Source organism: Reyranella sp., assembly GCF_965229815.1.
Taxonomy (GTDB): Bacteria; Pseudomonadota; Alphaproteobacteria; order Reyranellales; family Reyranellaceae; genus Reyranella.
Window position 1 is genome coordinate 1,354,524 of sequence record NZ_CBDDJN010000006.1, and the last position, 24,160, is coordinate 1,378,683.

Here is a 24,160-nt window from a genome sequence, read left to right on the forward strand (position 1 = left end):
CAGGGCGAACCTTCCCGCCTCTCGAAAAGAGGCGGAACAGCCCGCGTTATTGAGGCATGTCTCCGAGCCCACCACCAGCCCGGACATTCCTTGCACCCTCGATGTGTATAGTTGAACTAGGCCCAGGGTGCAAAGTCGGCTCCTTCGCTCTGCCTGCGACCGAATGCCTGAGTCCAACCCATCCCGAGCACGGCACTCACCACGAAGGCGATCGCCGGCATCTGCAGGCTGAAGTCGATCATCGAATGGAGGATCGGCACGGCCGACACGCAGAAGGCCGCCCCGGGCAGGTAGCGCCGGGTGCGGCGCCGGAACAATGCCCCGTACAGGCTCACCCCCCAGGGGATGAGGACGATGGCGAACCCGACGCCCGCGGCGACGACGCCCACCTCCACCACGGTCTCCAGAGGGGTGGAGTGAGCGAGGTCGTTGGGAAGCGGGATGCTGATCGGCTGCAGGATGGCATAGATGTCGGCGTAGCTCCCGAGGCCCCATCCCAGCCATGGCGACAGGCCGACCGCCTCCAGGGAAGTCATCCAGATCACCACGCGATTGTACGAGTCCGAGGCACCGATCGCCTTCTGGAGAATCGTGCCCCCGGCGATCAGAATGACGACCACGACGATCACGGCGACGACGACGAACAGGCGGACGAGATCGGGCCTCGCCCGCCAGCGCCCCCGCATCATCAGGAAGGCGAGCATGCCGGCGCTCGCCACGGTCGCGGCAAAGCCCGCGCGGGATGCCGAGAACAGCAGGCCCCCCAGGAAGAACAGGCTGATGGCCAGCATCGAGACGCGAAAGCCCGTCAACGAGGCCAGAAGCCCGTCCTGCTCCTCCTCGTCGAAGCCGTAGGGCATCTCCGCGCGGCGCCGACGGCCTGCGAACGTCAGCGCCATCGCCGCCACGATGCCCATGCCGCAATAGCTCCCGAAGGAATTGCTGCTGGCGAAGGTGCCCGACATGGCGCACCAGTCGTAGGGTGCGTTGTAGTCGCCGGCCTTCTTCAGATAGCTGCCGACATAGCAGGAGTGGGTCGTCACCTGAGCGACGAAGGCGTAGAGCACGACCAGCGCCACGCCGGCGACGAAGATGAGGAGAAGCAGGCGGGCGCGGGCGCGATCCCGGCACAGCGACCGGGCGATCAGGAAGATGGCGCCGCAGGTCAGGATCTTGAGCAGCGCGTTGCGGGCAGCGTCGATCGCGAGGTCCGGCACCGGGGCGTGCGCCTTGCCGAGGATGCGCGTGGCCGCTTCGTAGAGCCAGGCGCTCCCCGACAGGGGCGCCAATGTCGACATCTGGAACAGGCCGAACAGCACGAACGCGGCGAAGCAGGCGATCAGCGCGATCAACGGCCGCCGTTCGGCGGCGTGGACCTCGAAACCGCCGCGCGAGCCTGCGCCCGCGGCAACCGCCACGGCCATCAGGCCGACGATCACGGCGATCGGCGCCCACGCCCAGTCGCGATTGCCGCCCATCGGGACCGCAGCCAGGGCAACCAGCGCGAAGAACAGCACGGCGACCGTCCAGTCGACGGCGTGCCGCAGCAGCGACAGGGCCCGGCCGGATCGCGGCCGCGCTTCGTCGGCGTCGGAGACTAGTCTTTCTTCCGACGCTCGAGCCATTTGGTCAGCTCCTCCTGGGCGTTCGGCTCGTCACGCACGAAGTAGCGCACGAAGAGCTCGTCGATGGGCGAGCGGATCGCCTCGGCGAACCACCGGCGGTCGGCGCTGGCGCGCCACGTCATCGCCACGTAGGTGGCGATCCGGGCGCGTTGCTCGGGCGTGAAGAATTTCCAGTTGTCGAGGATCAACTGCATCCGCGCCGGCCACAGCGATTCCATCGACGGCGCGGTGTCGAGCGACATCATGATCGGGGGGATCACGCGCTCCGACGTCCCCCCGAGGGCCTGGTACACCGCCGCCAGCCTCGCCCAGGCGACGCCCCGCGCGGGGGCATTGGCAAGGCCGAATTCGAGATCGGAAAGGGCGACCTTGAGCCATTGCGTTCGCTGTTCGGGCGTGAGCGGCAGGTCGAGCCTGAGGGCAGCGCCCACCAGGAACTCCGACCGTCCGATCCGCCGTCCGGCCACGGGATCGGCGGCGACGGCGCGATCGAGCGCCCGCGCGGCCGCATCCACCGCCGCAACGTCCAGCGGCCGATTGGTCCGCAGGGCGTAGACCACGGTATCGGCCTTCTGGGCCTGCCAGGCTCCCTGGGCGACCGGCCACGCCACATACGCGAGGACGGCACCACCCAGACCGAGCAGTCCGCGCAGCATCCAGCTTGTCGCAGTCAAACGCCTTGTCCCTTCCCGAGCGCCATCGCACGGCGATGGCTGCTGCCCCCTAGCTTATCGCATTCTACCTGTGATCAATGCCGAAGGCGCGCCCTTCTGCGTCGTCGGCCCTTCAGGCGGCGTTGGCCGCCGGCGGGGACGGTCCATCGGCCGCCTGAACAGGCGCCGCGGCGGGGGGAGTGGCAGCCTCGAGGCGCGGTCCCTCGATGTCCGGTCCGACCAGGGTACGCACCTGCACGTCGACCAGGGCGGTGACGACGACATCGGCCGGTCCCGTGAACGTCCCCTTGATCGGCATGGCCTGCTCGGGATTGCGGGCCACCGCCACGCGGATCAGCCTGTCGGACCCGATGATGCCGTTGGTCGGATCGAACTCGACCCAACCTGCGCCCGGCAGATAGACCTCCATCCACGCGTGGGGATGGGCGGGGGTCGCCGCGCCGCCGGCCGCCTCATCGCGGCCGGATCGTAGAGGTAGCCCGTGATGAACCGGGCGGCGAGTCCGAGGGAGCGGGCACCTTCCATCATCAGCAGGGCGTAGTCGCGACAGGTCCCGCCGCCACTCTCCAGAGTCACCGCCGGCTCCTGGGTGCCGACCTCGAACCGAATGGCGTAGTTCAGCTGTTCGCGAATGCCCGTGCACATGCGCGTGAGGGTGGCGAAGGTGTCCGCGCCGCCCTCCCCCTCGAGGAACTGCCGGGTCCAGCCGCTCACCGCCGCCTTGGGATCCGGATAGTGGCGCTCGACGTAGCGCGCGAGGTCCGGCGCCTCCTCGGCCAGGTAGCTGAACGGCAGGGTGCGGGCATACTCCTCGATCGGCGGCAGGTCCGGCGGCAGCCCGAAATGCTCCAGCCGTATGGTGCTGACCAGCTCCAGCGCGTCGGTCGTCCCCTCGAACTGCGCGATCGCGATCGAATTGCCGAACGGATCGTGGATCCATCGCACGGAGCCTGCGGGATCGATGAGCAGGCCGGTGTGGAGCAGGCGCAGGTCGTGGCTGTCGCGCGGCCGGAACATCAGCCGGTGCTCGCCGAGCGTCACCGGCGCCGAGTACTCGTAGCGCGTACGATGAACGATCTCGAGAGTGCGCATGGGCGGGACAATGCACCATCGCGTCGATGGTTGCAGCAACGCCCCGACGGTCAGTCCTGCGCGTCCCCCGGACGCGCGTGCAGCGCGAGGCCACGGCGGCCGGCCGGTGTGATGGCATAGACACCGCGTTCGACGCGCTCGAACCAGCCGTACACGTCGCTGCGCAGGATGCTTGCCGCCCGCGGCGAATCCGCGCCGGTGCGCACGGCGGCGAGCTTCGTCGGCCCGTTGCTGGCGAGCAGCGCCGCGCAGCGCAGAGCCTCCTGCCGATAGGCGGTCATCAGCGGCGCCCGCATCGCCATGCCGCCGAGGTTCGGATCGCCGACTCGGCGCCGGTGCTCGCCCAGCAGGCGCCCCGCCTTCCGCTTGTTGAGGCGCGGCCGGTAGGGCAGCGGATCGAGCGCGACATCGGCCCGCCCCTTCGTCACCACCAGCAGGCCCAGCCCGAGGCGCCGGCAGAGCTTGCGGATGTTCTTCATCTGCCGGGGCCACTGGCCGACCGCGAGATAGACCCGGTCGCTGAGCGCAAGGCGATCGATTCCCTGAAGCACCAGCGCCAGCCCGAAGGACTGCTTGAGCTCGACGATCACCGGCGGCTCCTCGCCGCGCACGCCGACCACGTCGCAGCCGCGCACCTCGCCCTTGACGACGTATCCCTGTTCCTCGAACAGCGCCTTGACCGGCCCGTAGAGGTCGCTCTCCAACGGCATGACGCCGCACCGTATCATGCTATGAAGCACGCGACGGGGGATAAGCATGACAAGGCCGATGGATCATGAAGCACAGGCGACCGCAGCGACGGTTCGCCCGAGCCGCGCACGCGATCGCAACGGTCGATGACGGCCCCGTTTGGCGTCGACTGGACGGCGCTCCTCATCACCGGCGGCGCCACGGCCATCGTGGCGGTCACCCTGCGTCTCTACCTGGAACGGCGGCGCCGGCGCCCCGTGGAGCATGTCCATGCCGCGTTGATGAGGCGGGCCGCTTCGGTCGCCGACCGCAGTCCCTTCCTGCGCAACGTGTGCCGCGAGTTCGAGGCCAACGGCCATATCTCGGAGCGCCAGGCCGAGGCCGTGCGCAAGGCGATGGCTCGCCTGGAAGCCCGCGAGACGCCGAGGGGACGCAATGCCGTGGCCGACTGAGCCGCCCGCCGCTGCCCGACGAGCCGGCCGACCGATTGCGATGCGGAAGCTCCTGGCCTGGATGCCCGCGCTCCTCCTCTGCGTATCGTCCATCGACGCCGCCGCCCAGCAGTTCGGCGGCGCCCGTCGCGTCGAAGAACCGATGGCCTATCCCTACTCCGCGGTCGGCAAGTGGATTTCCGGCGGCGGCGGCGGCCGCGGACTCTGCACTGCCTTCCTGGTGAACGGCTGCACGCTGGTTACTGCATCGCGCTGCGCCCAGGGCGGATCGGGGCGCTACACGTTCGAGGCCAGCGACGGCCAGCGCTTCCGCGTGCGCAACATCGTGTACGAACCCGGGCGCTACGCCGCCGCCGCCGGCGAGGCGGGCGACGCGGCGAAGAAGAGGACGAACAAGAGCAAGAAGACGACGCACGGGGTGCCGGGCCTGGACGTCGCCTTCGGCCAGATCGCGCCCAAGCCCGGCAAGCCGCTGCCAGGGGACCAATATGGGCGCTTCGGCTTCGATCCACAGGATCGGGTCACCGAGGTCGCCGGCTTCACGCCTCACTGCAGCTTCGGCTTCAGCCTCAACGAGGAGGGCAAAGGCGGCCGCGGAACGCTGGATCCCGACGTCTACGTATGGGGTCCGCTGCGACGCAACGCACCGGGGAAGGCCTCGTCGGACGAATTGTTCCTGCACATGGCGAACGGCGTCTACGGCGCATCCGGCAGCCCGATCTATCGCTGCGAACCCCGCTTCGAGGACGGCAAGCTGGTCGACGTGCAGGTTTCGGCGCCGGCCCGCCTGATCGGGGTCTTCGTGCGGCTGACGAACGACAGGGACAACCTGAAGTTTCCCGACCGTCTGCGCGTCGATCCCGACGACATGGCGCTGGGGATCGGCGGACAGGAATTCTATCCCCAGCTCGCGGACTACGTTCGCGAGCATCCCTGCGAAGACTTGCAGTAGGACTCGCCCGGTCGAGAGCATGGCCCGCCAATCGACGTCCCTCTCTGCCTCGCAGGCCCGCAGGATCGCACTCGCCGCGCAGGGCTTCGACGTCGGCCGCCCCGCCCGGCCGCCGAATGCCGGCCCTCTCAAGCGTACGGTCGATCGGCTCGGCCTGCTGCAGATCGACTCGGTGAACGTGCTGGCGCGGGCTCACTACCTGCCGCTGTTCTCCCGCCTCGGCGCCTACGATGCCGGCTTGCTCGATCGACTCGCCTGGGGTCCGCGCCGCCAACGGAGCCTCTTCGAGTTCTGGGCGCACGAGGCTTCCCTGCTGCCGCTGTCGGCGCAACCCCTTCTGCGCTGGCGCATGCAACGGGCGCGCGACGCCGTCGCGGAGATCAAGGGCAAGCTGCACACGTTCCGCCGCGAGAAGCCGCAGTATGTCGACCGCGTGCTGCGCGAGATCGCCGACCGTGGGCCGCTCGCCGCCTCGGATCTCTCCGACGGCGGCGAGAAGCGCGGCGCCTGGTGGGGCTGGAACGACGGCAAGCTGGCGGTGGAATGGCTGTTCTTCGCCGGGCTGGTCACCACGGCGACGCGGCGCGGCGCCTTCGAGCGGGTCTACGACCTGACCGAGCGGGTGCTGCCGGCCGACATCCTGTCCCTGCCCACGCCGCCGGCCGACGAGGCGCAGCGCGAGCTGCTGCGCCGGTCGGCCCAGGCGCTGGGCGTCGCCACCGAATTCGACCTGCGCGACTACTTCCGCCTGCCGGTCGTCGACACCAAGGCCCGCCTGGCCGAGCTGGTCGAGGCGGGCGACCTGCTGCCCGTGACGGTCGAAGGATGGGACCGGCCGGCGTTCCTCGCCCCGGACGCGCGCCTGCCGCGCCGCATCGAGGCGCGGGCGCTCCTCGCGCCCTTCGACCCGCTGATCTGGGAGCGCGACCGTACCCATCGGATCTTCGACTTCTTCTATCGCATCGAGATCTACACGCCGCTGGCCAAGCGCAAGCACGGCTACTATGTGCTGCCCTTCCTGCTGGGCGACCGGCTCGTCGCCCGCGTCGACCTGAAGGCCGACCGGGCCAACGGCAAGCTGCTGGTCCATGCCGCGCATCTCGAGCCCGGGCAGTCGGCGGGCACCGTGGCCGGTCCGCTGCGCGACGAGCTGCGCCTGATGGCCGACTGGCTGGCGCTGGAGGGCGTTGCCTGGCCGCGTGCCGGAGCGCTGGCGAAGGCGATGGCGGGAATGCGATAAGGCCGGAGGTCATCCGAGAGCGAGCACACATGAACGACCTGGTGTTGAAGGGTGGAAGGATCGTCGATCCGGCGCAGGGACTCGACACGGTGGCGGACATCGCCTTCGCGGACGGCAAGGTGGCGGCGATCGGCCAGGGACTGTCGGGACAGGATGTCCGCGACGTCGCCGGGAAGATCGTCACACCCGGCCTCATCGACCTCCACACCCATGTCTACTGGGGCGGCACGTCGCTCGGCGTCGAGGCCGAGCTGCTGGCCCGCAGCGGCGGCGTCACGACCTTCGTCGACGCCGGCAGCGCCGGGCCGGGCAACTTCCACGGCTTCCGCCGGCACGTGATCGAGCCCTCGCCGGTGCGCATCCTGCCATACCTCAACGTGGCGTTCCCCGGCATCTTCGCCTTCTCCAAGACCGTGATGGTCGGCGAGAACGCCGACATGCGGCTGATCGACCCGCGCGAGGCGGTCCGCGTGGCGCGCGAGCACAAGGATCTCGTGCTCGGCATCAAGGTGCGGGTCGGCCGCTCGGCCAGCGGCGATTCCGGCATCCAGCCCCTCGACATCGCCCTCGACGTCGCCGAGGACCTCGGCCTGCCGCTGATGGCCCATCTCGATGCGCCGCCGCCGTCGCGGCGCGAGGTCGTCGACCGGCTGCGGCCGGGCGACATCCTGACCCACTGCTTCCGCCCCTTCCCCAACGCGCCGATTCGTCCCGATGGCAAGGTGCGCGAGGAGATCCTGGCCGCCCGCGCGCGCGGCGTGATCTTCGACATCGGCCATGGCGGCGGATCCTTCGGCTTCGGCACGACGCGGGGCATGCTGGCCGCCGGGTTCCTGCCCGACGTCATCTCCTCGGATGTCCATGTGATCTCGATCGAGGGTCCGGCCTTCGACCTGCTCACCACCATGTCCAAGTTCCTCTGCCTCGGCGTCGACCTGCCGACGGTGATCAAGCTCGCCACGGTGAATGCCGCCGCCGCGATCAAGCGGCCCGATCTCGGCACGCTGAAGGTCGGGAGCATCGGCGAGGCGACCGTGGTCTCCGAAACGACGGGCTCGTTCGACTACGCCGATTCGATCGGCGAGCAGTTGATCGGCACGAAGCGGCTGGTCTCGGCCGGCGTGGTGCTGGCCGGCCGCTGGTGGCATCCGGCGTGACGGACCGCCGCCCCGACCCGGCTTCGCCGGCGTGCAGCGCCCACCTCGCCGACGACGCCTACATGGGCTTCGCCGGCCCGGCGGAGGTCAGGGCTTTCCTGACCGAGATCGACGCGGACGAGCGCGCCGGCCGGCCGATTGCCGGGAAAATCGAAAAAATGCTGCCGCGGATCCGCGACGACGGCCTGCATCGCGCCCTTGCGGAGCGCCTCGACGCCCGGAAACGTGCCGAATCAGACGCTTAGCGTAGCGAGAAAAATCCTCGGCAGTCGCGGCAACCAATCACTTTCCGGGTCGTTGATCACACATAGGTCGGGTACCGGTATCGCCCTGCCCCCGCTCCGCGGTACCAACTCTCCCCACCCGGCCTTCAGCCCCCCTTCGGGACCTCCCGGAGGGGGGCAGCCTGTTTCAGGGCCTGTCGTCAGGGGCTTCCAGGTACACGACCGCAAACAACCGTTCGGCGTCGCTCCAGAAACGCCCGATCCTGAAATCCGCGCTGGCCGCCAGCGCGCGGATTCCCGCCTCGTCGTACTTGTAGGAGTACTCGGTGTGGATCCTCTCGCCCTCGGCGAGTGTGAAGGTGCGGCCCGCCACCGTGACGGCCTGGGTCCGCAGGCTGCGCACGTAGATCTCGATCCGGCCTTCCACCGGATTGTAGAAGGCTTCATGGGCGAAGCCCGAGAGATCGAAATTGGCATCGAGCTCCCGGTTCATGCGGCGCAGCAGGTTCAGGGTGAACTCGGCGGTCACCCCGGCAGCGTCGTTGTAGGCATCGTGGAGCCGGCGCGGATCCTTCCTGAGGTCGACGCCGAGGACCAGGGCGCCACGCGTTCCGAGCAGGCGCCGCACGCGCTTCAGGAAGGCCGTCGCCTCCCCGGGAGTGAGGTTGCCGATGGTCGATCCGGGAAAGAAGCCGATGCGGCGGCGGGCCGCGCTCACCTCGTCCGGCAGTCGTTCGAGCGCCATGTAGTCGGCGCAGACCGGCTCGACGTTGAGGCCGGGATAATCGCGCCGCAGGCGCGCCGCCGTCTGATCGAGATGCTGGCGCGAAATGTCGATCGGCACGTAGGCGACCAGCCGGTCCATCGCCTCGAGCAGCAGGCGCGACTTCACGCTCGACCCGCTTCCGAATTCCACGAGCGCGCAGCCCGGGCCGGAGAGCGTCGCCACCTCGCCGGCGCAGGCGCGGAGGATGCCCGTCTCCGTGCGCGTCGGATAATATTCCGGCAGGTCGCAGATGGCGTCGAACAGGGCCGAGCCGCGTGCATCGTAGAGGAACTTGGCCGGAATGGCGCGTGGCCGCGCCGACAGGCCGGCGAGCACCGCGTCCCTGAAGTCGGTTCGATCGTCCTGGGTGTCGCGGTCGAGAAGAAGAGCCGAGCCGTTCATCGAAGATCCTCTGCGAGACGGATGCCGCCGAACAGCCAACGCGCGTCGGGCGGAAAGAAATTCCGGTAGGTCGGCCGCACATGGCCCGCGGGCGTCGCGCGGCAGCCGCCGCGCAGCACCATCTGGTTGGCCATGAACTTGCCGTTGTATTCGCCGATCGCGCCCGCAGGCTCGCGGAACCCGGGATAGGCCACGTAAGGACTGGCGGTCCATTCCCAGACCACGCCGGTCTGCTCGAGCGCCGGCGCAGCGACCTCCCACTCCGCTTCGCGCGGCAGCCGCTTGCCGGCCCACTTCGCGAAGGCCGCGGCCTCGAACCCGCTGACGTGACAGACCGGCGCATCGACATCGACGGGCTGCAGCCCCGAGAGCGTGAAGACGCGCCAGGCCTCTGCGTCCCTCTCCCAGTAGAGCGGCGCCTGCCAGCCGCGCTGCTGGACGCAATCCCAGCCGGCCGACAGCCAGAACTCGGGGCGGCGGTAACCGCCGTCCTCGATGAACGCCAGGTACTCGCCGCACGTCGTCGGACGCGAGGCCAGCGCAAACGGGTCGAGCCACACCTTGTGCCGCGGCCCCTCGTTGTCGAAGGCGAAGCCCGGTCGGTCGTGACCGACCTCGTGCAGTCCGCCCTCGAAGCCCAGCCAGCGCAGGGGCGCGGCCTTGCTCGCGACCGGACCTGCCGGCCGGTACGCGGGCTTGAGTGGGTTGAGCGACAGGAGATGCTTGGCGTCCATCAACAGCAGTTCCTGATGCTGCTGCTCATGATGGAGACCCAGCTCGACGATCGGCTCGACCGCGTTGTTGCCGCTGTCGAGGAGTTCGGCCGTCGCGGCGGTGACATGATGCCGATAGGCCTGGACCTCGGCCACACCAGGACGCGTGATCATCCCGCGCTGCGGGCGCGGGTGCCGTGGTCCCACCGCTTCGTAGTAAGAGTTGAACAGGTACTCGTACGCCGGATCGAACGGCCGGTAGCCCCTTGCATGCGGCTTCAGGACGAAGGTCTCGAAGAACCAGGTCGTATGAGCGAGATGCCACTTCGTCGGGCTTGCGTCCGGCATCGGCTGCACCGTCTGGTCCTCGGCGGAGAGCGGCGCGGCAAGCTCTTCGGTATGGGCTCGTATGTCCTGGAATTGCGAAGTGCGGGAGCCGTTGGTCGGCGCGCCCTGCATTATCGGATCGGTCACGGTACCTCCGCACCGTCTGGAACGGCGGCAACGATAGCCGGTTGCAATGCCCCCGTCTCACCCTCACCTTGCATAGCGTCTTCTTCACCCCGCGAGGGTTGCAAGTGCCGATTTGCGAGATCGATCCGTGGCGTACTCAATATTTCGCGAGCATTCCCTGCCCCGATACCGTCTTCATCCCGACTGAGGACAGCGACGCCTGGAACTGGAATCCGCGCCATCGATGGGTCTACGACAAGCTTTCCGTGGCCCTGAGCCAGGGACTCGAGGCGGCACCTCACGGCGTCGAGCCGTCCGACTATCCGCGATTCTCCAAGCCGATCTACAACCTCAAGGGCATGGGCGTCGGCAGCCGTCTCATCGCCACGCGAGACGACTACATCGACGCCTACAGGCCGGGCCACTTCTGGATGACCTTGCTCGAGGGAGAGCATGTCAGCAGCGATGTGGCGCTGGTCGACGGTGAGCCCCTCTGGTGGCGGCACGCGCGCGGCCATGCCAGCGGTGAAGGCACGTTCGACTACTGGGAGATCCAGGCCGCTTCCGCACCGGCGATCGAAGAGACGTGCGGCGCGTGGTGCCGCGAGCACCTCGCGGGCTACACGGGTCTCATCAACCTGGAGACGATTGGCGGCAGGATCATCGAAGTTCATCTGCGGTTCGCCGATCAATGGCCGGACCTCTATGGCAGGGGATGGGTCGAAGCGGTCGTACGCCTCTACGCTGACGGAATCTGGCAGTATGATGATCCGGCGCGGCGTCCCGGCTACAGCGTGGTGCTCTTTGCGCCGCACGGCTGGCGATACCGCCATCCGACGGCCGACCTCCGGCAAGAGATTGTCTCCACGCCCGGTGTTTCAAGTCTTCAGATCACCTTCCACGAAGAAGTTCCGCCCGGACGACACGCGATGCCTCCGGGCGGTTTTCGTGTAGCGATCGTCAACTGCTGGGACCGCGCCGCGGGCAACGCGGCCCGGGACAGACTGCGCCGCCATTTCGAGGCGACGCGCGCGCCCACTTGACGGTCCTTAAAGATTGCGCCGCATGAACCCGGCGAACAGGCTGACCAGGAACAACACCAGCGCCACGACGAAGAGGATCTGTGCCATGCCGGCTGCGCTCGATGCGATGCCGCCGAAGCCGAACAGCGCCGCGATCAGGGCAACGACTAGGAACATCAGGGCCCAGTACAACATCATCATGCTCCGTTGATTGCGTGTCTTGAGCGTTCGCTCATCGATACGAACAACGGCTGTCAGATCAGGCGGTTGCAGACCGGCAACCCCGTGGGACGGGGCGGCGTTGTCTCTGTCCAAACGCGACACTGGAGCTTGCCATGGAACGCGAACTGTCCCCGACCGAGGCGCGAAGCGGCGCCGTAAGCGGACGCATCCTGACGATCCTCGTGACTTCGTTCGTGGGCGCGGCCATCGCACTGGGCCTTGCCTGGCTGTTCTTCTTTCCCGGCTGACGCCGCGACACGAAGCGAGCGCCGTCAGCCGTCCGCATACTCCGGGTGGCGACGCACGTAGGCCGCCACGAAGCTGCACGCCGGCACAATCCTGAAGCCGCGGCGTCTTGCGTCGGCCAGCGCTTCAGCAACGAGACGCCCACCAATGCCCTTTCCTTCGTCGGCCGGCGGGACTTCCGTATGGGTGAAGATCATGCGGTCACCGTCTAGCTGATAGACAGCGAGGGCAAGACCATGGTCGGTCGGCAGCTCATAGCGACCGGCGCGTTCGTTGTGATGGACGGTCATGGGATCCTCCTTCGCTTGCACCGCCGCTCCATCAACCCTGAGTGCGGAATGCGTATTCGTTGCTGACGCAACGCGGAAAACGCTCCTGTTGTGGCGTCAGCCCGTAGGCCCGGCATTTGGCGAGCGCCTCCTGCCAGAGACGGGACGGGCTCATCGCCGCCCCACACTGTCCGGGCTGCCCACCAGGCTGATCGGCGCAGGGAACGTCTGCCGTCGGGCCCGCCGACGCACAACCAACGAGGCCGGCAATCGCCGCGGCGAGAGCCAACAAGCGGAAAGACATTCCTTCTTCCTCGACCGAAGGGGACGACGCTGCTGTCCCAACGCCGCTTCCCATCGGCCGTTGCCTCGCTGCTAGCGGTCGACCTCCCAGAACATCGGGTAGGACGACTGGATCAGACCCTTGAGGTCGGTGCGGTAGCCCGCCGGAATGGTGAACTGGCCCCACATCACCGAAGGCACCAGTTCGTAGGAGATCGCCTGGATCTCGGCCGCGATCTTGCGCCGCTCCTCGAGGGTGGCAGCCCGCGTGAAGGCCTTCATCAGGTCGGGGACACGGTTGTCGCAGGACCAGCCCGGGAAGTCGTTGCACGTCGCCGCGACATAGAAGTGGGTGAGCGGCGAGTACATGTCGGTGCCGTTGGAGTAGACCGGGAACATCGACCAGCCTTCCTTCTTGGCACGCCGCGCCAGGACGGTCGGCCAATCCCTCGGCTGCTCCTCGACCGTGAAACCGACGTCGCGCATGTTCTGGACCAGCACACGCGACGCGGTCTGGCTGATCGATCCGGCGACCTCGAGAATGATGACGGGCTCGCCCTTGTACCCGGCGGCCTTGAGCTCCTCCTTCGCCGCGGCGAGGTCGAACTTGGCCCCGGCCGAGCCGGCATCCGTCGAGAGCGGCGTGCCGCACATCCAGAACGACGGGCAGGACTTGGCACGGTAACGCTCGGGCACGCCGATGGCCGTCAGGGTCGCGTCCTGGTCGACCAGCTTCCACATCACCTTGCGCACCGCCGGATTGTCGAAGGGCGGGAAGGCATGGTTCAGGCGGAAGTTGCCCTGGAACTGGTGCTTGCCGCCCAGACCGATCATCTTCACCGCCCGGTCCTTCTCGAGCAGCGGGAGCATGTCGAACGGCAGGTACTGCATGTAGTCGATCTCGCCCGCCATCAGGGCGTTGGCGCCCGTCGACTGGTCGGGCATCACGCGCAGCGTGAGCTGATCGATCTTGACCGTCTTGCCGCCGGCCAGGAAGTCCGGGGGCTCGCGCCGCGGCACGTAGTCGGGATTGCGCTCCAGCACCATCGCATTGCCCGGGCGCCACTGGTCCTTGAGGAAACGGAAAGGACCGGATCCGACCGGGTCGCCGATCCGCTGGCTGGCCGGCGTCGCGGCCAGACGCTCCGGCATCATCACCGGCAGAGGCGCATTGGGCTTGCCGAGCACTTCGAGCAGCAGCGGGAAAGGCTGCTTCAGCACCAGCTTGAAGGTCTTGGCGTCGGTCGCCTCCAGCGAGGCGGTGTCGGCCATCATCATCTTGCCGAGCGGATCGCGCTGAGCCCATCGCTGCAGCGAGGCGACGCAATCCTTGGCGGTCACCGGCGCGCCGTCGTGCCATTTCAGCCCGTCGCGCAGCACGAATGTCCAGGTCAGCTTGTCCGGGCTCGTGTCGAAGCTGTCGACCATCTGGGGCTTGATGTCGCCGGCCTCGTTCATGGCGAACAGCATGTCGAAGACATGGAGACCGAACGTCCGGGTGATCGTGGCGGTGATGACGTGCGGATCGAGGATCGTCACCTCGGATTCGAGCACGACGGTCATCGTCTTGGCCGCGCGGGCCTCCCGCGGACGGATCAGCGAGGCCGTCGCCAGCGCCAGCCCTCCCCCCAGCACGGCCCGGCGCCCGGCAAACCCTCGACTACGCATACGCATACTCCTTCCCCTCATGGCTGAGAGGAGCGTAGCGCCCTGCCGGAAAAAGAAAAGCGGGCCGGAGACTACCGGCCCGCTTATCAGCACTGTCCTGGATCGCGACGCCTCAGGGCGTCAGCACCCGGCAGAGGACGCGATCGACGAACGTGTCGGTGCGCGGACCGTAGACCGGCAGGCCCAGCCGCTGGCCCGGGCCGGCGGTCGGGACGATCACCCGCGTCTCCTGGACCGAGTTCCCGTTGTTCGTGAACGTGCAGCCGACCTGTGAATCGGCCGGGGCGCCGCTGTTGTTGGTGATGTAGAGCGCGGCGATCCAGCGGTCGCCCGGGATGGCCTGCAGCGTCGGCGTCTCGGCGACGACGATGGGCACGGTCGGGCCGGCCGTGATGGGGACGCTTCCCATGATCGTCGCGGCCGGACGCTGGATCACGATCGGCGGCGCCGATGCCACCTGCGACTTCGGATCGAACGCCTTGTCCGCCGGGCTGGTCGGCTCGTTCGCCGGCCGGAGCTGGTTGTCCTTGCCGACATTCTCCGGCGTCCAGACCTTGCCGGTCTTGGCGTCGCGGAACTGCGTCGGGCCGGTCTGCGCGAGCGCCGCAGACCCCACGGCCACTGCCGCGGCCGTGGCCAGCAGCACGGAGAGACTCAGGTTCTTCATCGTCATCTCGGCCTCCCTCACATGTCCCGCAGACGCTTGTTTTCCCAGGTGCTCACCTGGGCCTCGGCCTCTTCCTGCGAAATGCCGTAGCGGGCCTGGATCTTGCCCACGAGTTGGTCGCGGCGACCCTCGATCTCGAGCAGGTCGTCGTCGGTCAGCTTGCCCCACTGCTCCTTGACCGTTCCCTTGGTCTGGCTCCAGCCTCCCTGGATCTTCTGCCAGAGCGAGTTGGCGTCGGCCTCCACGGTCGTGGTGGTGCTGGTGGACTGTGCATGCACAACCGCCGGCAGGGCGGCCGAGACGGCGGCACAGGCGGCGAGGACGGCGATCGAGCGAATCATGGCTTCTCCCTGAGGGACTGGAGTCGCGAGCATCGGGCTCGCGAACATGTGCGCAATCGAACGCCTTGCCGGCAGCGAAGGTTGCGCCGCAGCGCGATCCGCCGGGCCCGGACCCCGTTCAGACCCAGAGGGATTTGAGGAAGAACGCCAGGGGCACGACGATGAGAAGCGCCACGTAGAGATCCGCCAGCTCGCCCTCGAAGGGCCGGGCCGGCTGCTCCGACGAGGACTGCGACGGCTTGAGCGGATGCACGGTTCGCATGGCCAACTCCATCTTGATGCTGCGGAGATGCCACAGGAACGCCATCAAGCCGTCGGCGGTTGCACTCCCCGCGAAATCACGACGCCAGCGCCGTGCGGCTCGCGTGCTCAAGAGCCTGCTGCAGGTCGATCGAGGAGTAGGGCTTGGAGATGAACTGCAGGCCGTCCACCTGGCCCCCTCCCTGCCCGGACGGCCGGCCATAGCCGCTGGCCACGACCACGGGAAGGCCGGGGAAACGGCGCGTCACCTCGGCGGCCAGCTCCTCCCCGCTCATCCCGGGCAGGCCGAGATCGGTCACCAGGAGGTCGAACGCGCCGCCGCTGCCCAAGAGCTCCAGAGCCTGTTCGCCGCTGCCGACCCCGGCCACCATGCAGCCGAGCTGCTCGAGCATGTCCGTGGTCGACATGCGCAGGACGACCTCGTCCTCGACCAGGAGGACGCGGCGCGGCTGTGACGGCGCGCTCCCTGCCCTCGCTGCTGCCTCGGTGCCGGTCCGCGATGCCGTCGCGACGCCCGACCTGTCCGGCCGGTGGGCGGCGAGCACGCTGCGGACCTTCTCGCGCAGCTCGTCGCCCCGGTAGGGCTTGGCGATCAGGGGATAATCCGGCCGGTCTCCGGCCGGGATGAGGTCGCGCGTGAACCCCGAGGTCAGCAGCACGGCAATGCCCGGGCGGAGCTGCTGGGCCATGGCGGCGAGCTCGATCGCGCTGATGGCGCCCGGCATGACGATGTCGGTGAACAGGAGGTCGAAATCGAGGTCCTTCTCGAGCACCGTCGACGCGACGTCCGGGTTCTCCGCCGCCACCACCCGGTAGCCCCAGCCCGTGAGCATGTCGACGACGGCGTGGCGCACCTCGTCATTGTCCTCGACGACAAGGATGCGTTCCCGGCCGGCCGCGGCATCGGCGGCGTGCACCGGCGGCTCCACCAGGGGATCGAGCGTGCGCGGCAGGTAGAGCTTGACGCTCGTGCCCTGCCCGATGGCGCTGTCGATGCGGATGTGGCCGTTCGACTGACGGACGAAGCCATAGACCATGCTCAGCCCCAGCCCCGTCCCCTTTCCGTCGCGCTTGGTGGTGAAGAAGGGATCGAAGGCCTGGGCGGCGACCTCGGGCGGCATCCCGGTGCCGGTGTCGTCGACGGCGACCAGCACGTAGGGACCCGGAGTGACGTCGGGATGCAGGGCCGCGTAGCGCCGGTCCAGCGTTGCGTTCGAGACCTCGACGGTCACCGTGCCGCCATCCGGCATCGCGTCGCGCGCATTGATGGCGAGGTTCAGGATCGCGTTCTCGAGCTGCCCGGGGTCGATCTTGGCGTTCCACGGCTGGTCGGCGACCTGCAGCCTCATCGCAATGCGCTCGCCAAGCGAATGACGCAGCAGATCGGCCAGGTCGCGGACCAGGCGGGCGACATCGGTCGGCTGGGGCGCGAGCGGCTGGCGGCGCGCGAAGGCCAGCAACTGTCGCGTCAGCCGCGCGCCCCGGTCGGCCGCCGCCGCGGCCGACGAGAGGCGCTCCAGCACCTTGGCATCGCCGCCGACCGCGCCCCGCACGAGGTCGAGGTTGGCCTGGATGACCTGCAGGATGTTGTTGAAGTCGTGGGCCATGCCGCCGGTGAGCTGTCCGGTCGCCTCCATCTTCTGGCCCTGGCGCAGCGCCGTCTCGTTGCGCAGCTTCTCGGTGATGTCGACGCAGCGGAAGACGAAGCCGCCGCCCGACATCGCGCCGCGGGACACCTCGTATTCCCGGCCGTCGTGGGAGGCGCGCGCCGTCAGCGACCGGTCGGCGGGCTCGGTCGCCAGCCGCAGGGGCTGCAGCAGGGCGCGCATCGCCGGCAGCCGGTCCGACAGCAGGATGTCTCGCGTCAGGAGCGTCTGCTTGGCCGGATCCCAGCCGGCCAGGCGCACGAAGGCCTCGTTCCAGGCCACGACGATACCGTCCGGATCGATGACGAAGATCGGATCGCGCAGGCTTTCCAGGGTCGCCTGCAGCAGCTGCGACCGGGCGGCGAGATCGCGCCGCGCCTTCTCCAGATGCCCGGCACTGCGCACGACGAGGTACATGCCGACGACGACGCAGAGGAAGGCGCCGGCCAGCAGGACGAGGCCGGCGGCGTCGGACTGCTCCTGCTCCGAGCGCAGCATGGCGAGGCGGCGGGCCAGCAGCAGGCGCTGGCCCTCGATGAACGAATCGGCGATCTGGCGGATCTGGTCCGTGGTGGCGCGACTGCTGCCCGCCCGGTCGAGCGCCAGCGCGGCGTCCCGGCCGTCGCGCTGCAGCGACCTCACGGTGAGGTTGATCTGGTCGAGCTTCTCGGCCGCCGCCGCCCGGAACTCGCGGATCTGGCGCGTCGAATCCGGATCCTCCGCAGCCGCCGCCTCGAGCTGACGAAGCCCCGTCTCGATGCGGACCCGGGCCCGCTCGTAGGGCTCGAGGTCCTGACCATCGCCGCTCAGCAGGTAGGCGCGCTGCGCGATCTCGCTGTCCTGCAGCGCGATCACCGTCTGGCGCATCAGCGACAGCATCTCGTAGCTGCCGACCACCAGGCGCTGCTGCCGGGACGCCGACGTCGAATGGGTGATCGCCAGGAGCGCCGCCGCCCCGATCAGGACCGCGATCGCCAGCCCGACGATGACGCCGGTCGAACGCGCGGTCCTCGTCGCCACCCTAAGCATCGGCCTCGGGGTCCTGCGGCATCGGGAAGGTCACCGCGACGCGGACGCCGCCGCCCTCGCGGGCCGTGATCACGGCCTCGCCGCCGAGCTGCATCGAGAGCCCGCGGATCAGGGTCAGGCTGAATCCGCCCTGGGAATCCGGCCGGATCGACCCGCCGGCGCCCGCGCAGTTGTCTTCGATGGTGAGCTCGACCATGCCGTCGCGATCGGCCGCCTCGATGCGGATCTCCGGTGCCGTCGTGCCGTTGCTGCGGTTGAGCGCGCTGCTGACCGCCTCGGTGACGATCAGGCCGATCGGGATGGCGACGTCGGGCCCGACCGCCATGATCGGCGCCCTGATTTGGTATCGCGGTTGCGGCCGGTCGGCCGCCCGCCGGCCCACGGTGATCTGGCGCACCAGGTCGCTGATGAACTGCTGGAAGTCGACCAGCGCCCAGCTCGACCGTTCGTAGAGGTGGCGGTGCAGGATCGACAGGGTCAGCACGCGGTTCTGGGCGTCGCCGAAGAAGCGGCGGATGCGCGGCGACCGGATCTCGCCGGCTTGCAGGTTGAGCAGGCTCGAGATCATCTGGAGGTTGTTCTTAACCCGGTGATGGATCTCGCGCAGCATGTGGTCGCGCTGCTCGAGGCCCGCCCTGAGCTCGGCCTCGCGGCTGGCGATCGCCTGCGCCATCGCCTTCACGGCCTCGCCGACGGCCACCATCTCGGGGCCCCAGGCGGTCATCGGATCGAGCTTGAGCTCCTCGCCTCGCGCCACGCGATCGGCGAATTCGCGGATGTAGTTCAAGGGACGCGTGCACCAGCGATCGGCCCCCACCGCCACTGCCGCCAGCGCGGCCGCCAGCGCGAGCGCGGCCAGCAGCAGGGACGCCCAGTCGGCCAGGAACGAGCTCCACTGCTCGGCGACGGGCATCCCCGCCACGACGAAAAGCGCCGTGTCGGGCAGCGCGCGCAGGCGGAAATCGTAGGGCTGTCCGTCCTGCCCGTACTCGCGGAACAGGGTCTGCCCGCCGACGATCGCAGCGGCGAGCCGGGCCGCCACGGGCAGCGTGCGCGTCGCCTCGGGGCTCCCTCCGACGGCCGTTCCCTCCCGGTCGACCAGGGCCATGGCGATCTTTCCGGCCGGTCCGGGTGCCGAGAGGTCCGACAGGCTCTGCAGCGTGATGCCGACCGCGCACATGCCGGCGAAGCCGCCGGCGGCGCGGATGGGAAGGGCCGCCGGAATCACCGTGCTCGGAACGACGCGGCTCGCGGTCTGCGGGCCGACGACGAAGGTCCGGCGTTCGCGGACGAGCTTGAAGAACGGACGGTCCGCCACGTTCATGCCGATCGTGCCGGGGACGTTCGAACAGCGCACGACGCCGCCCGCGTCCGTGACGGCAAGGGACGCATAGTCGTTCGGGAAGGCGCGCAGAACCTCGCCGAGATAGGCGCCGCACCGTTCGGCCTGCTCGGGCAGCGCCGTCACGGCGGCGCCGGCCCTCACGGTGTCGTTGGCACAGACCGCCTCGAGCAGGCGATGCGCCGACGCCACCGTCTCGCGTTGCCGCGCCGCCCCCAGATCGGTGGCGACGGCCAGGTCCTCGGCCCGGTTCGCCTCTCCCCGCCATTGGGTGTCCAGCGCGTTCCACAAGGACAGGGCGAACACGGGCACAAGGGCGAGGACGACGGCGGCGAGCAGCCTGGTGCGCAACGACCAACGGGCCAGCATCGCCGTCCCGAGGTCAGATGGCGACGGTGTCGAGCGCCTGGGCGATCGCCGCGCGAAGGAGGTCCGGATCGAACGGCTTGGAGATCACGAAGGCCGGCTCGACCTGCTTGCCCGTCAGCAGGCGCTCCGGGTAGCCGGTGACGAAGATCACCGGCACGGTCATGGAGCGCATGATCTGATTGACGGCCGAAATGCCGCTGTCGCTGCCGCGAAGCTGGATGTCGGCCAGGACCAGATGGGGCGAATGCTGCTTGGCGAGTTCGACCGCGGTCTTCTCCGTCGCGGCGATGCCGATCACCTGATGGCCGGCGCTGCGCACGATATCGGCGACATCGAGCGCGATCACCGCTTCGTCCTCGATGACGAGGATGCGAACCGACGCCACCCGCTGCAACTCGCGGCGGGCCTCCTCGAGGCTCCGTTCCGCGGTCTCGACATCGATCCCGAGGATGTGGGCCGCATCCCCGACCGTGAACCCTTCGAGCACGGTCAGCAGCAGCACCTGCCGCTGCAGGGGCGCCATGTCGGTCAGCGACTCCTTCAGACGGCCGCTGACGCTGTTCTCGCTGCCGGGGTCGTCGAGCGCCCCGAACGGCTGCTGCAGGCGATGGAACAGAGCGAACACGCCGAGCTTCGTATCCTGCGCCCCGGCAACGAGCTCGGGCTGCTGCAGGACGACTTCGGCGCAAAGGCGCACCCATTCGTCGCCGCGCTTCTGCGAGCCCGTCACCGCACGCGCATAGCGCCGCAGGAACGGCAGCGCCTTGGTGATCGCTTCTGAAACCTTGTTGGTGGCTTGGCCGTCGGCCACGGTATCTCTCCCTCACAGACGATCGGCGGCCGGCCCGACTGACGATCCGGCCGACCGCCGTACTTATACGATACGCCTGACCCTAGATAGGGCCAACTCTACGCCACACAACGGTGGACGGCCCGCGGCCTAGCGCTCCGGCGCCGTCACGGCGCCGATCGTGGCACCGGCCGCGCCGCCGACGACCGCGCCGGTCAGCGGCGAGCCTACCGTCGAGCCCACCACGGCGCCCGAGGCAGCGCCGATCGCACCGCCCGTCAGGGCGCGATCGCCGGGCCGATCGCCGCAGGCCCCGACCATCAGGCCGAGCACGCCGACAGCGACTGCCAGCTTCGTCGTCTTGCCGCTCATTTTTTCTTCTCCACGTTTTCGCCGATCCGAGGGGTACGAAAAGACAAAGGCGCGGGCCGGCTTCTAGTGAAGCCAGCCCAGCGCCCACATCAGCAGGAGGACCGGAATCGGAACCCCCAAGAACCACAGTACCGCCGCGCGTCCCATCTATCGTCTCCTTGGCATCTCCTGGGAGACAGAAACGCTGGTCCGCGCGGCAGGTTCCCGTGGTGGCTACATGCCCTTCATCCAGGTATCGACCTGGCGCTCGGCCTCGTCCTTGGCGATGCCGTAGCGCTCCTGGATGCGACCGACGAGCTGGTCCTGCTTGCCGGCGATCACCGTCATGTCGTCCTCGGTGAGCTTGCCCCACTTCTCCTTCACCTTGCCCGTCATCTGCTTCCAGTTGCCTTCGACGCGATCCCAGTTCATGGCTCACTCCTTCAAAATCGTTGCGATGGTCCATGCAGCGCAGCGTGTGCAGTGCAGTCACGGGGCAACGTCCTCGTTTCCGCCCGGTTGCCTCGGAGCGGCGCAGGCTGACCTGCGGATTTTTCCTTTGCGGCGGTCCGGGCCGTTCCCCACATTGAATCGACCAGGGAGGCAACGGCATTTGGACGGAACGGCAGCTCCGCGCACGACGATCCGGGACGACATCGCGGCGCTGCTCCCCGATCTCAGGGCATTCTCCCGCTTCCTGTGCCGCGAGCGCGAGAGCGCGGACGACCTCGTCCAGAACACGATCCTCGCCGCTCTCGACAAACAGGAGCAGTTCACGCCGGGCACCAACCTCAAGGGCTGGCTGTTCACGATCATGCGCAACCGATTCTATTCCGACCTGCGTACGCAGCGCCGCCGGCCGGTGACGGTGGACGAGGAATCGGCGCCGAACATCGCGGCCGTCGACAATCCGGAAGCCGCCCTCGCGCTCCGCGAATTGTCGTCGGCTCTCTTCGAGCTCAGTCCTCATGCGCGAGAGGCGCTCGTGCTGGTCGGCGCCGGCGGCTTTTCCTACGAAGAGGCGGCCGCACTGTGCGGCTGCGGCGTCGGCACAATGAAGGCGCGCGTTTCAAGAGCGCGGCGGCAACTCGCGGGACTGCTGGAATAGTCGTTCATTATCAATGAGTTATTCGGAAGACAAAAAGCGCTGTAACCTTTTTGCGGGCGCAGCATTGGTCAGGGTGTGATGGGCAATTTGGAGAACGACTTTATGGCCACCGACACCCGCAACGACACCGGCGACTTCCACGAGCAGCTCAAGGCGATCCTGCCGCGGCTGCGGATCTACGCTTTGTCGCTGACGCGCGATCGCGACGCCGCCGACGATCTGGTGCACGACACCGTGATCAAGGCGCTCACCGGCCGTCACAGCTTCCAGCCGGGCACCAACCTCGCCGCCTGGTTGTTCCGCATCCAGCGCAACGAGTTCATTTCCGGCCTGCGGCGCCAGCGCCCGACGGTGCCGGTCGACACGGCCATTGCCGAGTCGCTGTCCCATCCCGCCCATCAGGAAAGCGGCCTGGTGATGCGCGAGTTCGTCAGCGCCTTCGCCAAGCTGTCCCCGACCCAGCGCGAGGCGCTGCTGCTGGCGGTGCTCGAGGGCCAGCCCTACGAGGTGATTGCGGCGCATACCGGCGTTTCGGTTGGCACCGTGAAGAGCCGCATCTCGCGCGCGCGGGATACGCTGGAGCGCCTCCTGCTGGAGGGCGACGCCCAGCCGCGTGCGTCGGGCGCAGAGCGTCCGCGCGCCCACGACGATGCGCAGACCCCGCGACTCTCGCGGGACGGCGTCCTGTAATTTAGGCTCCCGAACCCGCGGGCAGGTTGTAGTATGACGATGTTCAGTTCTTTGGGGAGAAGCCGATGGCAGACACGGGATCCCGAGGAATGTCTGTCATTCCCCGCGGAGAACGTCATGCCTTCTGACGAAAAGGGAAAGAACCCGCCGCGTAAGGCTGGCTCCCAGGAAGCACGCCAGAAGGGCAAGGCACCGGCGGATCGTCCTTTCGACATGTGGCTGCAGAAGCAGCTTCATGCGATGTACGACGAGATCGCCGGCGAACCCCTGCCCAACGACCTGCTGGACATCATCGACCGGGACGCCGCTCGCAGCGATGACGACGCTGCATCGAAGGCCAAACCCGACGACAAGAAATCCTGATTCCCCACGACCTCGGCGCGCCGTTCTGCACGGCGCGCCGAATTTCTTTCCCGATACTTCTGGCCCGATGCCACGGCCCCGATCCAGGGCACCGGCACGAAAATGGCGGCGGTCTTGCGACCGCCGCCACCTCGTTCGTCATCCCTCGGTCAGCCCGGCCGACAGACAACGAACTATCCCTGTATCGGCGCCGCCCCGGCGGCGCCTCGTGTTGCGGTCAGACAACGGCGGGTTCCGTGCTAGGTTCCCCGCCCTGGTTTTAGGCCAGCAAAGGGGGAGGCGCTGAAATGGATCTGTTCAACCTGTCGGGCCGGGTCGCGATCGTGACGGGTGGCAATGGCGGCATCGGGCTCGGCATGGCGCTGGGCATGGCGAAAGCCGGCGCCACGATCGTTGTCGCGGGCCGCGATGCCGCGAAGAGCGCGGCGGCGGTGAAGGAGATCGAGGCAGCGGGCGCGAAGGCGAGCGCGATCCCGGTCGACGTGCTCAAGGAAGAGTCCTGCCGGGAGCTGATCGCCGCCACGGTGAAGGCCCACGGTCGCCTCGACATCCTGGTCAACAACGCCGGCATGAGCATCCGCAAGCAGCCGGAGGAGTTGACGCTCCAGGAATGGCACACCGTGCTGGACAGCAATCTGACCAGCGCCTTCGTGTGCAGCCACGCCGCCTATGCCGAGCTGAAGAAGGCCGGCGGCGGCAAGATCATCAACATCGGCTCGATGATGTCGATCTTCGGAGCCCCCTTCGCGACCGCCTATGCCGCGAGCAAGGGCGGCATGGTCCAGATGACCAAGGCGATGGCGACGGCCTGGGCGAAGGACAATATCCAGGTCAACGCCGTGCTGCCGGGGTGGATCGACACCGCCCTCACCCGCCGGGCGCGCGAGCAGATCACGCATCTGCACGAATCGGTCCTGCGCCGCACCCCGGCCGGCCGCTGGGGCGAGCCCGGCGACTTCGCGGGCATCGCCGTCTTCCTCGCCGCGCCCGCTTCCGACTTCGTGACCGGCGCCGCCATCACCGTCGACGGCGGCTATTCGGTTCTCGGCTGAGT

At 68.4% G+C, this 24,160-nt stretch carries 29 protein-coding genes; 11 read left to right on the forward strand and 18 right to left on the reverse strand.

Annotated elements, in window-relative coordinates; all coding sequences use genetic code 11:
* Positions 1-116: 116 nt before the first annotated feature.
* The 5 genes from ACO073_RS17795 to ACO073_RS17815 form a co-directional block, all read right to left on the reverse strand.
* Complete coding sequence (locus ACO073_RS17795) at positions 117-1,625, reverse strand: O-antigen ligase family protein (protein WP_421999018.1); 1,509 nt, start codon at positions 1,623-1,625, stop codon at positions 117-119.
* Positions 1,598-2,281 (reverse strand): hypothetical protein, encoded by a 684-nt coding sequence (locus tag ACO073_RS17800; RefSeq protein ID WP_421999019.1) that lies wholly within the window; start codon positions 2,279-2,281, stop codon positions 1,598-1,600. Before ACO073_RS17800 ends, ACO073_RS17795 begins: the two co-directional genes overlap by 28 nt.
* A 130-nt stretch (positions 2,282-2,411) precedes the next feature.
* Complete coding sequence (locus ACO073_RS17805; protein ID WP_421999020.1) at positions 2,412-2,708, reverse strand: hypothetical protein; 297 nt, start codon at positions 2,706-2,708, stop codon at positions 2,412-2,414.
* Complete coding sequence (locus ACO073_RS17810) at positions 2,633-3,391, reverse strand: transglutaminase family protein (protein WP_421999021.1); 759 nt, start codon at positions 3,389-3,391, stop codon at positions 2,633-2,635. Before ACO073_RS17810 ends, ACO073_RS17805 begins: the two co-directional genes overlap by 76 nt.
* A gap of 50 nt (positions 3,392-3,441) precedes the next feature.
* Positions 3,442-4,101, reverse strand: coding sequence for a DUF2161 family putative PD-(D/E)XK-type phosphodiesterase (locus tag ACO073_RS17815; RefSeq protein WP_421999022.1), 660 nt, complete (start codon positions 4,099-4,101; stop codon positions 3,442-3,444).
* A 126-nt stretch (positions 4,102-4,227) separates the two neighbouring features.
* Here ACO073_RS17815 and ACO073_RS17820 point away from each other — a divergent pair, with 126 nt between their 5' ends.
* From ACO073_RS17820 to ACO073_RS17840, 5 genes are all read left to right on the forward strand, one after another.
* Entirely contained in the window at positions 4,228-4,533 is a 306-nt protein-coding gene (locus ACO073_RS17820) for a hypothetical protein (RefSeq protein ID WP_421999023.1), read from the forward strand.
* A gap of 61 nt (positions 4,534-4,594) precedes the next feature.
* Positions 4,595-5,485 carry a hypothetical protein gene (locus ACO073_RS17825; RefSeq protein WP_421999024.1) on the forward strand — a complete coding sequence of 297 codons (891 nt, stop codon included), beginning with the start codon at positions 4,595-4,597 and terminating at the stop codon, positions 5,483-5,485.
* A gap of 19 nt (positions 5,486-5,504) precedes the next feature.
* Positions 5,505-6,725, forward strand: coding sequence for a winged helix-turn-helix domain-containing protein (locus tag ACO073_RS17830; protein WP_421999025.1), 1,221 nt, complete (start codon positions 5,505-5,507; stop codon positions 6,723-6,725).
* A 29-nt stretch (positions 6,726-6,754) separates the two neighbouring features.
* The gene (locus ACO073_RS17835) at positions 6,755-7,882 is read left to right on the forward strand and encodes an amidohydrolase/deacetylase family metallohydrolase (protein ID WP_421999026.1); all 1,128 of its coding nucleotides are present in this window, start codon (positions 6,755-6,757) and stop codon (positions 7,880-7,882) included.
* Positions 7,867-8,127 (forward strand): hypothetical protein, encoded by a 261-nt coding sequence (locus ACO073_RS17840; protein WP_421999027.1) that lies wholly within the window; start codon positions 7,867-7,869, stop codon positions 8,125-8,127. The genes ACO073_RS17835 and ACO073_RS17840 overlap by 16 nt, the downstream gene beginning before the upstream one ends.
* Positions 8,128-8,293: 166 nt before the next feature.
* On the opposite strand, the gene egtD is transcribed toward ACO073_RS17840, so the two are convergent.
* Together egtD and egtB are read right to left on the reverse strand one after the other, a co-directional pair.
* A complete protein-coding gene (egtD, locus tag ACO073_RS17845) occupies positions 8,294-9,274 on the reverse strand; it encodes an L-histidine N(alpha)-methyltransferase (RefSeq protein ID WP_421999028.1) in 981 nt (326 codons plus the stop codon).
* The gene (egtB, locus tag ACO073_RS17850) at positions 9,271-10,461 is read right to left on the reverse strand and encodes an ergothioneine biosynthesis protein EgtB (protein WP_421999029.1); all 1,191 of its coding nucleotides are present in this window, start codon (positions 10,459-10,461) and stop codon (positions 9,271-9,273) included. The genes egtD and egtB overlap by 4 nt, the downstream gene beginning before the upstream one ends.
* Positions 10,462-10,529: 68 nt before the next feature.
* Between egtB and ACO073_RS17855 the strand changes: the two genes are divergently transcribed.
* Positions 10,530-11,483 (forward strand): hypothetical protein, encoded by a 954-nt coding sequence (locus ACO073_RS17855; RefSeq protein WP_421999030.1) that lies wholly within the window; start codon positions 10,530-10,532, stop codon positions 11,481-11,483.
* A 6-nt stretch (positions 11,484-11,489) separates the two neighbouring features.
* Here ACO073_RS17855 and ACO073_RS17860 read toward each other — a convergent pair whose 3' ends face one another.
* A complete protein-coding gene (locus ACO073_RS17860) occupies positions 11,490-11,657 on the reverse strand; it encodes a DUF1328 domain-containing protein (RefSeq protein ID WP_421999031.1) in 168 nt (55 codons plus the stop codon).
* A 140-nt stretch (positions 11,658-11,797) separates the two neighbouring features.
* On the opposite strand from ACO073_RS17860, the gene ACO073_RS17865 reads away from it, so the two are divergent.
* Positions 11,798-11,932: a hypothetical protein gene (locus ACO073_RS17865; RefSeq protein WP_421999032.1), complete on the forward strand. Its 135-nt coding sequence runs from the start codon at positions 11,798-11,800 to the stop codon at positions 11,930-11,932.
* A gap of 24 nt (positions 11,933-11,956) precedes the next feature.
* Here ACO073_RS17865 and ACO073_RS17870 read toward each other — a convergent pair whose 3' ends face one another.
* The 10 genes from ACO073_RS17870 to ACO073_RS17915 form a co-directional block, all read right to left on the reverse strand.
* Complete coding sequence (locus ACO073_RS17870; protein WP_421999033.1) at positions 11,957-12,220, reverse strand: GNAT family N-acetyltransferase; 264 nt, start codon at positions 12,218-12,220, stop codon at positions 11,957-11,959.
* Between the two features lie 354 nt (positions 12,221-12,574).
* Positions 12,575-14,149 carry an ABC transporter substrate-binding protein gene (locus tag ACO073_RS17875; protein WP_421999034.1) on the reverse strand — a complete coding sequence of 525 codons (1,575 nt, stop codon included), beginning with the start codon at positions 14,147-14,149 and terminating at the stop codon, positions 12,575-12,577.
* Between the two features lie 112 nt (positions 14,150-14,261).
* Positions 14,262-14,822 (reverse strand): hypothetical protein, encoded by a 561-nt coding sequence (locus ACO073_RS17880; RefSeq protein WP_421999035.1) that lies wholly within the window; start codon positions 14,820-14,822, stop codon positions 14,262-14,264.
* Positions 14,823-14,833: 11 nt separating this feature from the next.
* A complete protein-coding gene (locus tag ACO073_RS17885; RefSeq protein WP_422002170.1) occupies positions 14,834-15,061 on the reverse strand; it encodes a CsbD family protein in 228 nt (75 codons plus the stop codon).
* A 214-nt stretch (positions 15,062-15,275) separates the two neighbouring features.
* A complete protein-coding gene (locus ACO073_RS17890; RefSeq protein WP_421999036.1) occupies positions 15,276-15,419 on the reverse strand; it encodes a hypothetical protein in 144 nt (47 codons plus the stop codon).
* Positions 15,420-15,495: 76 nt separating this feature from the next.
* Positions 15,496-18,084: a response regulator gene (locus ACO073_RS17895; protein WP_421999037.1), complete on the reverse strand. Its 2,589-nt coding sequence runs from the start codon at positions 18,082-18,084 to the stop codon at positions 15,496-15,498.
* A gap of 1 nt (position 18,085) precedes the next feature.
* Positions 18,086-19,804, reverse strand: a complete 1,719-nt coding sequence (locus ACO073_RS17900) for a sensor histidine kinase (protein WP_421999038.1) — start codon at positions 19,802-19,804, stop codon at positions 18,086-18,088.
* A gap of 13 nt (positions 19,805-19,817) precedes the next feature.
* A complete protein-coding gene (locus tag ACO073_RS17905; protein ID WP_421999039.1) occupies positions 19,818-20,615 on the reverse strand; it encodes a response regulator in 798 nt (265 codons plus the stop codon).
* A 129-nt stretch (positions 20,616-20,744) separates the two neighbouring features.
* Positions 20,745-20,966: a YMGG-like glycine zipper-containing protein gene (locus tag ACO073_RS17910; protein WP_421999040.1), complete on the reverse strand. Its 222-nt coding sequence runs from the start codon at positions 20,964-20,966 to the stop codon at positions 20,745-20,747.
* A gap of 213 nt (positions 20,967-21,179) precedes the next feature.
* Complete coding sequence (locus ACO073_RS17915; protein ID WP_421999041.1) at positions 21,180-21,377, reverse strand: CsbD family protein; 198 nt, start codon at positions 21,375-21,377, stop codon at positions 21,180-21,182.
* On the opposite strand from ACO073_RS17915, the gene ACO073_RS17920 reads away from it, so the two are divergent.
* The 4 genes from ACO073_RS17920 (at position 21,376) to ACO073_RS17935 (ending at position 24,158) form a co-directional block, all read left to right on the forward strand.
* Positions 21,376-22,053 (forward strand): sigma-70 family RNA polymerase sigma factor, encoded by a 678-nt coding sequence (locus tag ACO073_RS17920; protein ID WP_421999042.1) that lies wholly within the window; start codon positions 21,376-21,378, stop codon positions 22,051-22,053. The two genes, ACO073_RS17915 and ACO073_RS17920, sit on opposite strands and share 2 nt — an antisense overlap.
* 102 nt (positions 22,054-22,155) lie before the next feature.
* A complete protein-coding gene (locus tag ACO073_RS17925; protein WP_421999043.1) occupies positions 22,156-22,743 on the forward strand; it encodes a sigma-70 family RNA polymerase sigma factor in 588 nt (195 codons plus the stop codon).
* Positions 22,744-22,860: 117 nt separating this feature from the next.
* Complete coding sequence (locus tag ACO073_RS17930; RefSeq protein ID WP_421999044.1) at positions 22,861-23,106, forward strand: hypothetical protein; 246 nt, start codon at positions 22,861-22,863, stop codon at positions 23,104-23,106.
* 287 nt (positions 23,107-23,393) lie between these two features.
* Positions 23,394-24,158 (forward strand): SDR family NAD(P)-dependent oxidoreductase, encoded by a 765-nt coding sequence (locus ACO073_RS17935; RefSeq protein WP_421999045.1) that lies wholly within the window; start codon positions 23,394-23,396, stop codon positions 24,156-24,158.
* Positions 24,159-24,160: the final 2 nt, after the last annotated feature.

Excerpts from the sequence above, each read along its gene's own strand:
- ACO073_RS17795 (WP_421999018.1), bottom strand. The coding sequence starts at position 1,625 with ATGGCTCGAGCGTCGGAAGAAAGACTAGTCTCCGACGCCGACGAAGCG.
- ACO073_RS17800 (WP_421999019.1), bottom strand. The coding sequence starts at position 2,281 with ATGCTGCGCGGACTGCTCGGTCTGGGTGGTGCCGTCCTCGCGTATGTG.
- ACO073_RS17805 (WP_421999020.1), bottom strand. The coding sequence starts at position 2,708 with ATGGAGGTCTATCTGCCGGGCGCAGGTTGGGTCGAGTTCGATCCGACC.
- ACO073_RS17810 (WP_421999021.1), bottom strand. The coding sequence starts at position 3,391 with ATGCGCACTCTCGAGATCGTTCATCGTACGCGCTACGAGTACTCGGCG.
- ACO073_RS17815 (WP_421999022.1), bottom strand. The coding sequence starts at position 4,101 with ATGCCGTTGGAGAGCGACCTCTACGGGCCGGTCAAGGCGCTGTTCGAG.
- ACO073_RS17820 (WP_421999023.1), top strand. The coding sequence starts at position 4,228 with ATGACGGCCCCGTTTGGCGTCGACTGGACGGCGCTCCTCATCACCGGC.
- ACO073_RS17825 (WP_421999024.1), top strand. The coding sequence starts at position 4,595 with ATGCCCGCGCTCCTCCTCTGCGTATCGTCCATCGACGCCGCCGCCCAG.
- ACO073_RS17830 (WP_421999025.1), top strand. The coding sequence starts at position 5,505 with ATGGCCCGCCAATCGACGTCCCTCTCTGCCTCGCAGGCCCGCAGGATC.
- ACO073_RS17835 (WP_421999026.1), top strand. The coding sequence starts at position 6,755 with ATGAACGACCTGGTGTTGAAGGGTGGAAGGATCGTCGATCCGGCGCAG.
- egtD (WP_421999028.1), bottom strand. The coding sequence starts at position 9,274 with ATGAACGGCTCGGCTCTTCTTCTCGACCGCGACACCCAGGACGATCGA.
- ACO073_RS17860 (WP_421999031.1), bottom strand. The coding sequence starts at position 11,657 with ATGTTGTACTGGGCCCTGATGTTCCTAGTCGTTGCCCTGATCGCGGCG.
- ACO073_RS17865 (WP_421999032.1), top strand. The coding sequence starts at position 11,798 with ATGGAACGCGAACTGTCCCCGACCGAGGCGCGAAGCGGCGCCGTAAGC.
- ACO073_RS17870 (WP_421999033.1), bottom strand. The coding sequence starts at position 12,220 with ATGACCGTCCATCACAACGAACGCGCCGGTCGCTATGAGCTGCCGACC.
- ACO073_RS17875 (WP_421999034.1), bottom strand. The coding sequence starts at position 14,149 with ATGCGTAGTCGAGGGTTTGCCGGGCGCCGGGCCGTGCTGGGGGGAGGG.
- ACO073_RS17880 (WP_421999035.1), bottom strand. The coding sequence starts at position 14,822 with ATGACGATGAAGAACCTGAGTCTCTCCGTGCTGCTGGCCACGGCCGCG.
- ACO073_RS17890 (WP_421999036.1), bottom strand. The coding sequence starts at position 15,419 with ATGCGAACCGTGCATCCGCTCAAGCCGTCGCAGTCCTCGTCGGAGCAG.
- ACO073_RS17900 (WP_421999038.1), bottom strand. The coding sequence starts at position 19,804 with ATGCTGGCCCGTTGGTCGTTGCGCACCAGGCTGCTCGCCGCCGTCGTC.
- ACO073_RS17910 (WP_421999040.1), bottom strand. The coding sequence starts at position 20,966 with ATGAGCGGCAAGACGACGAAGCTGGCAGTCGCTGTCGGCGTGCTCGGC.
- ACO073_RS17920 (WP_421999042.1), top strand. The coding sequence starts at position 21,376 with ATGGCTCACTCCTTCAAAATCGTTGCGATGGTCCATGCAGCGCAGCGT.
- ACO073_RS17915 (WP_421999041.1), bottom strand. The coding sequence starts at position 21,377 with ATGAACTGGGATCGCGTCGAAGGCAACTGGAAGCAGATGACGGGCAAG.
- ACO073_RS17925 (WP_421999043.1), top strand. The coding sequence starts at position 22,156 with ATGGCCACCGACACCCGCAACGACACCGGCGACTTCCACGAGCAGCTC.
- ACO073_RS17930 (WP_421999044.1), top strand. The coding sequence starts at position 22,861 with ATGCCTTCTGACGAAAAGGGAAAGAACCCGCCGCGTAAGGCTGGCTCC.
- ACO073_RS17935 (WP_421999045.1), top strand. The coding sequence starts at position 23,394 with ATGGATCTGTTCAACCTGTCGGGCCGGGTCGCGATCGTGACGGGTGGC.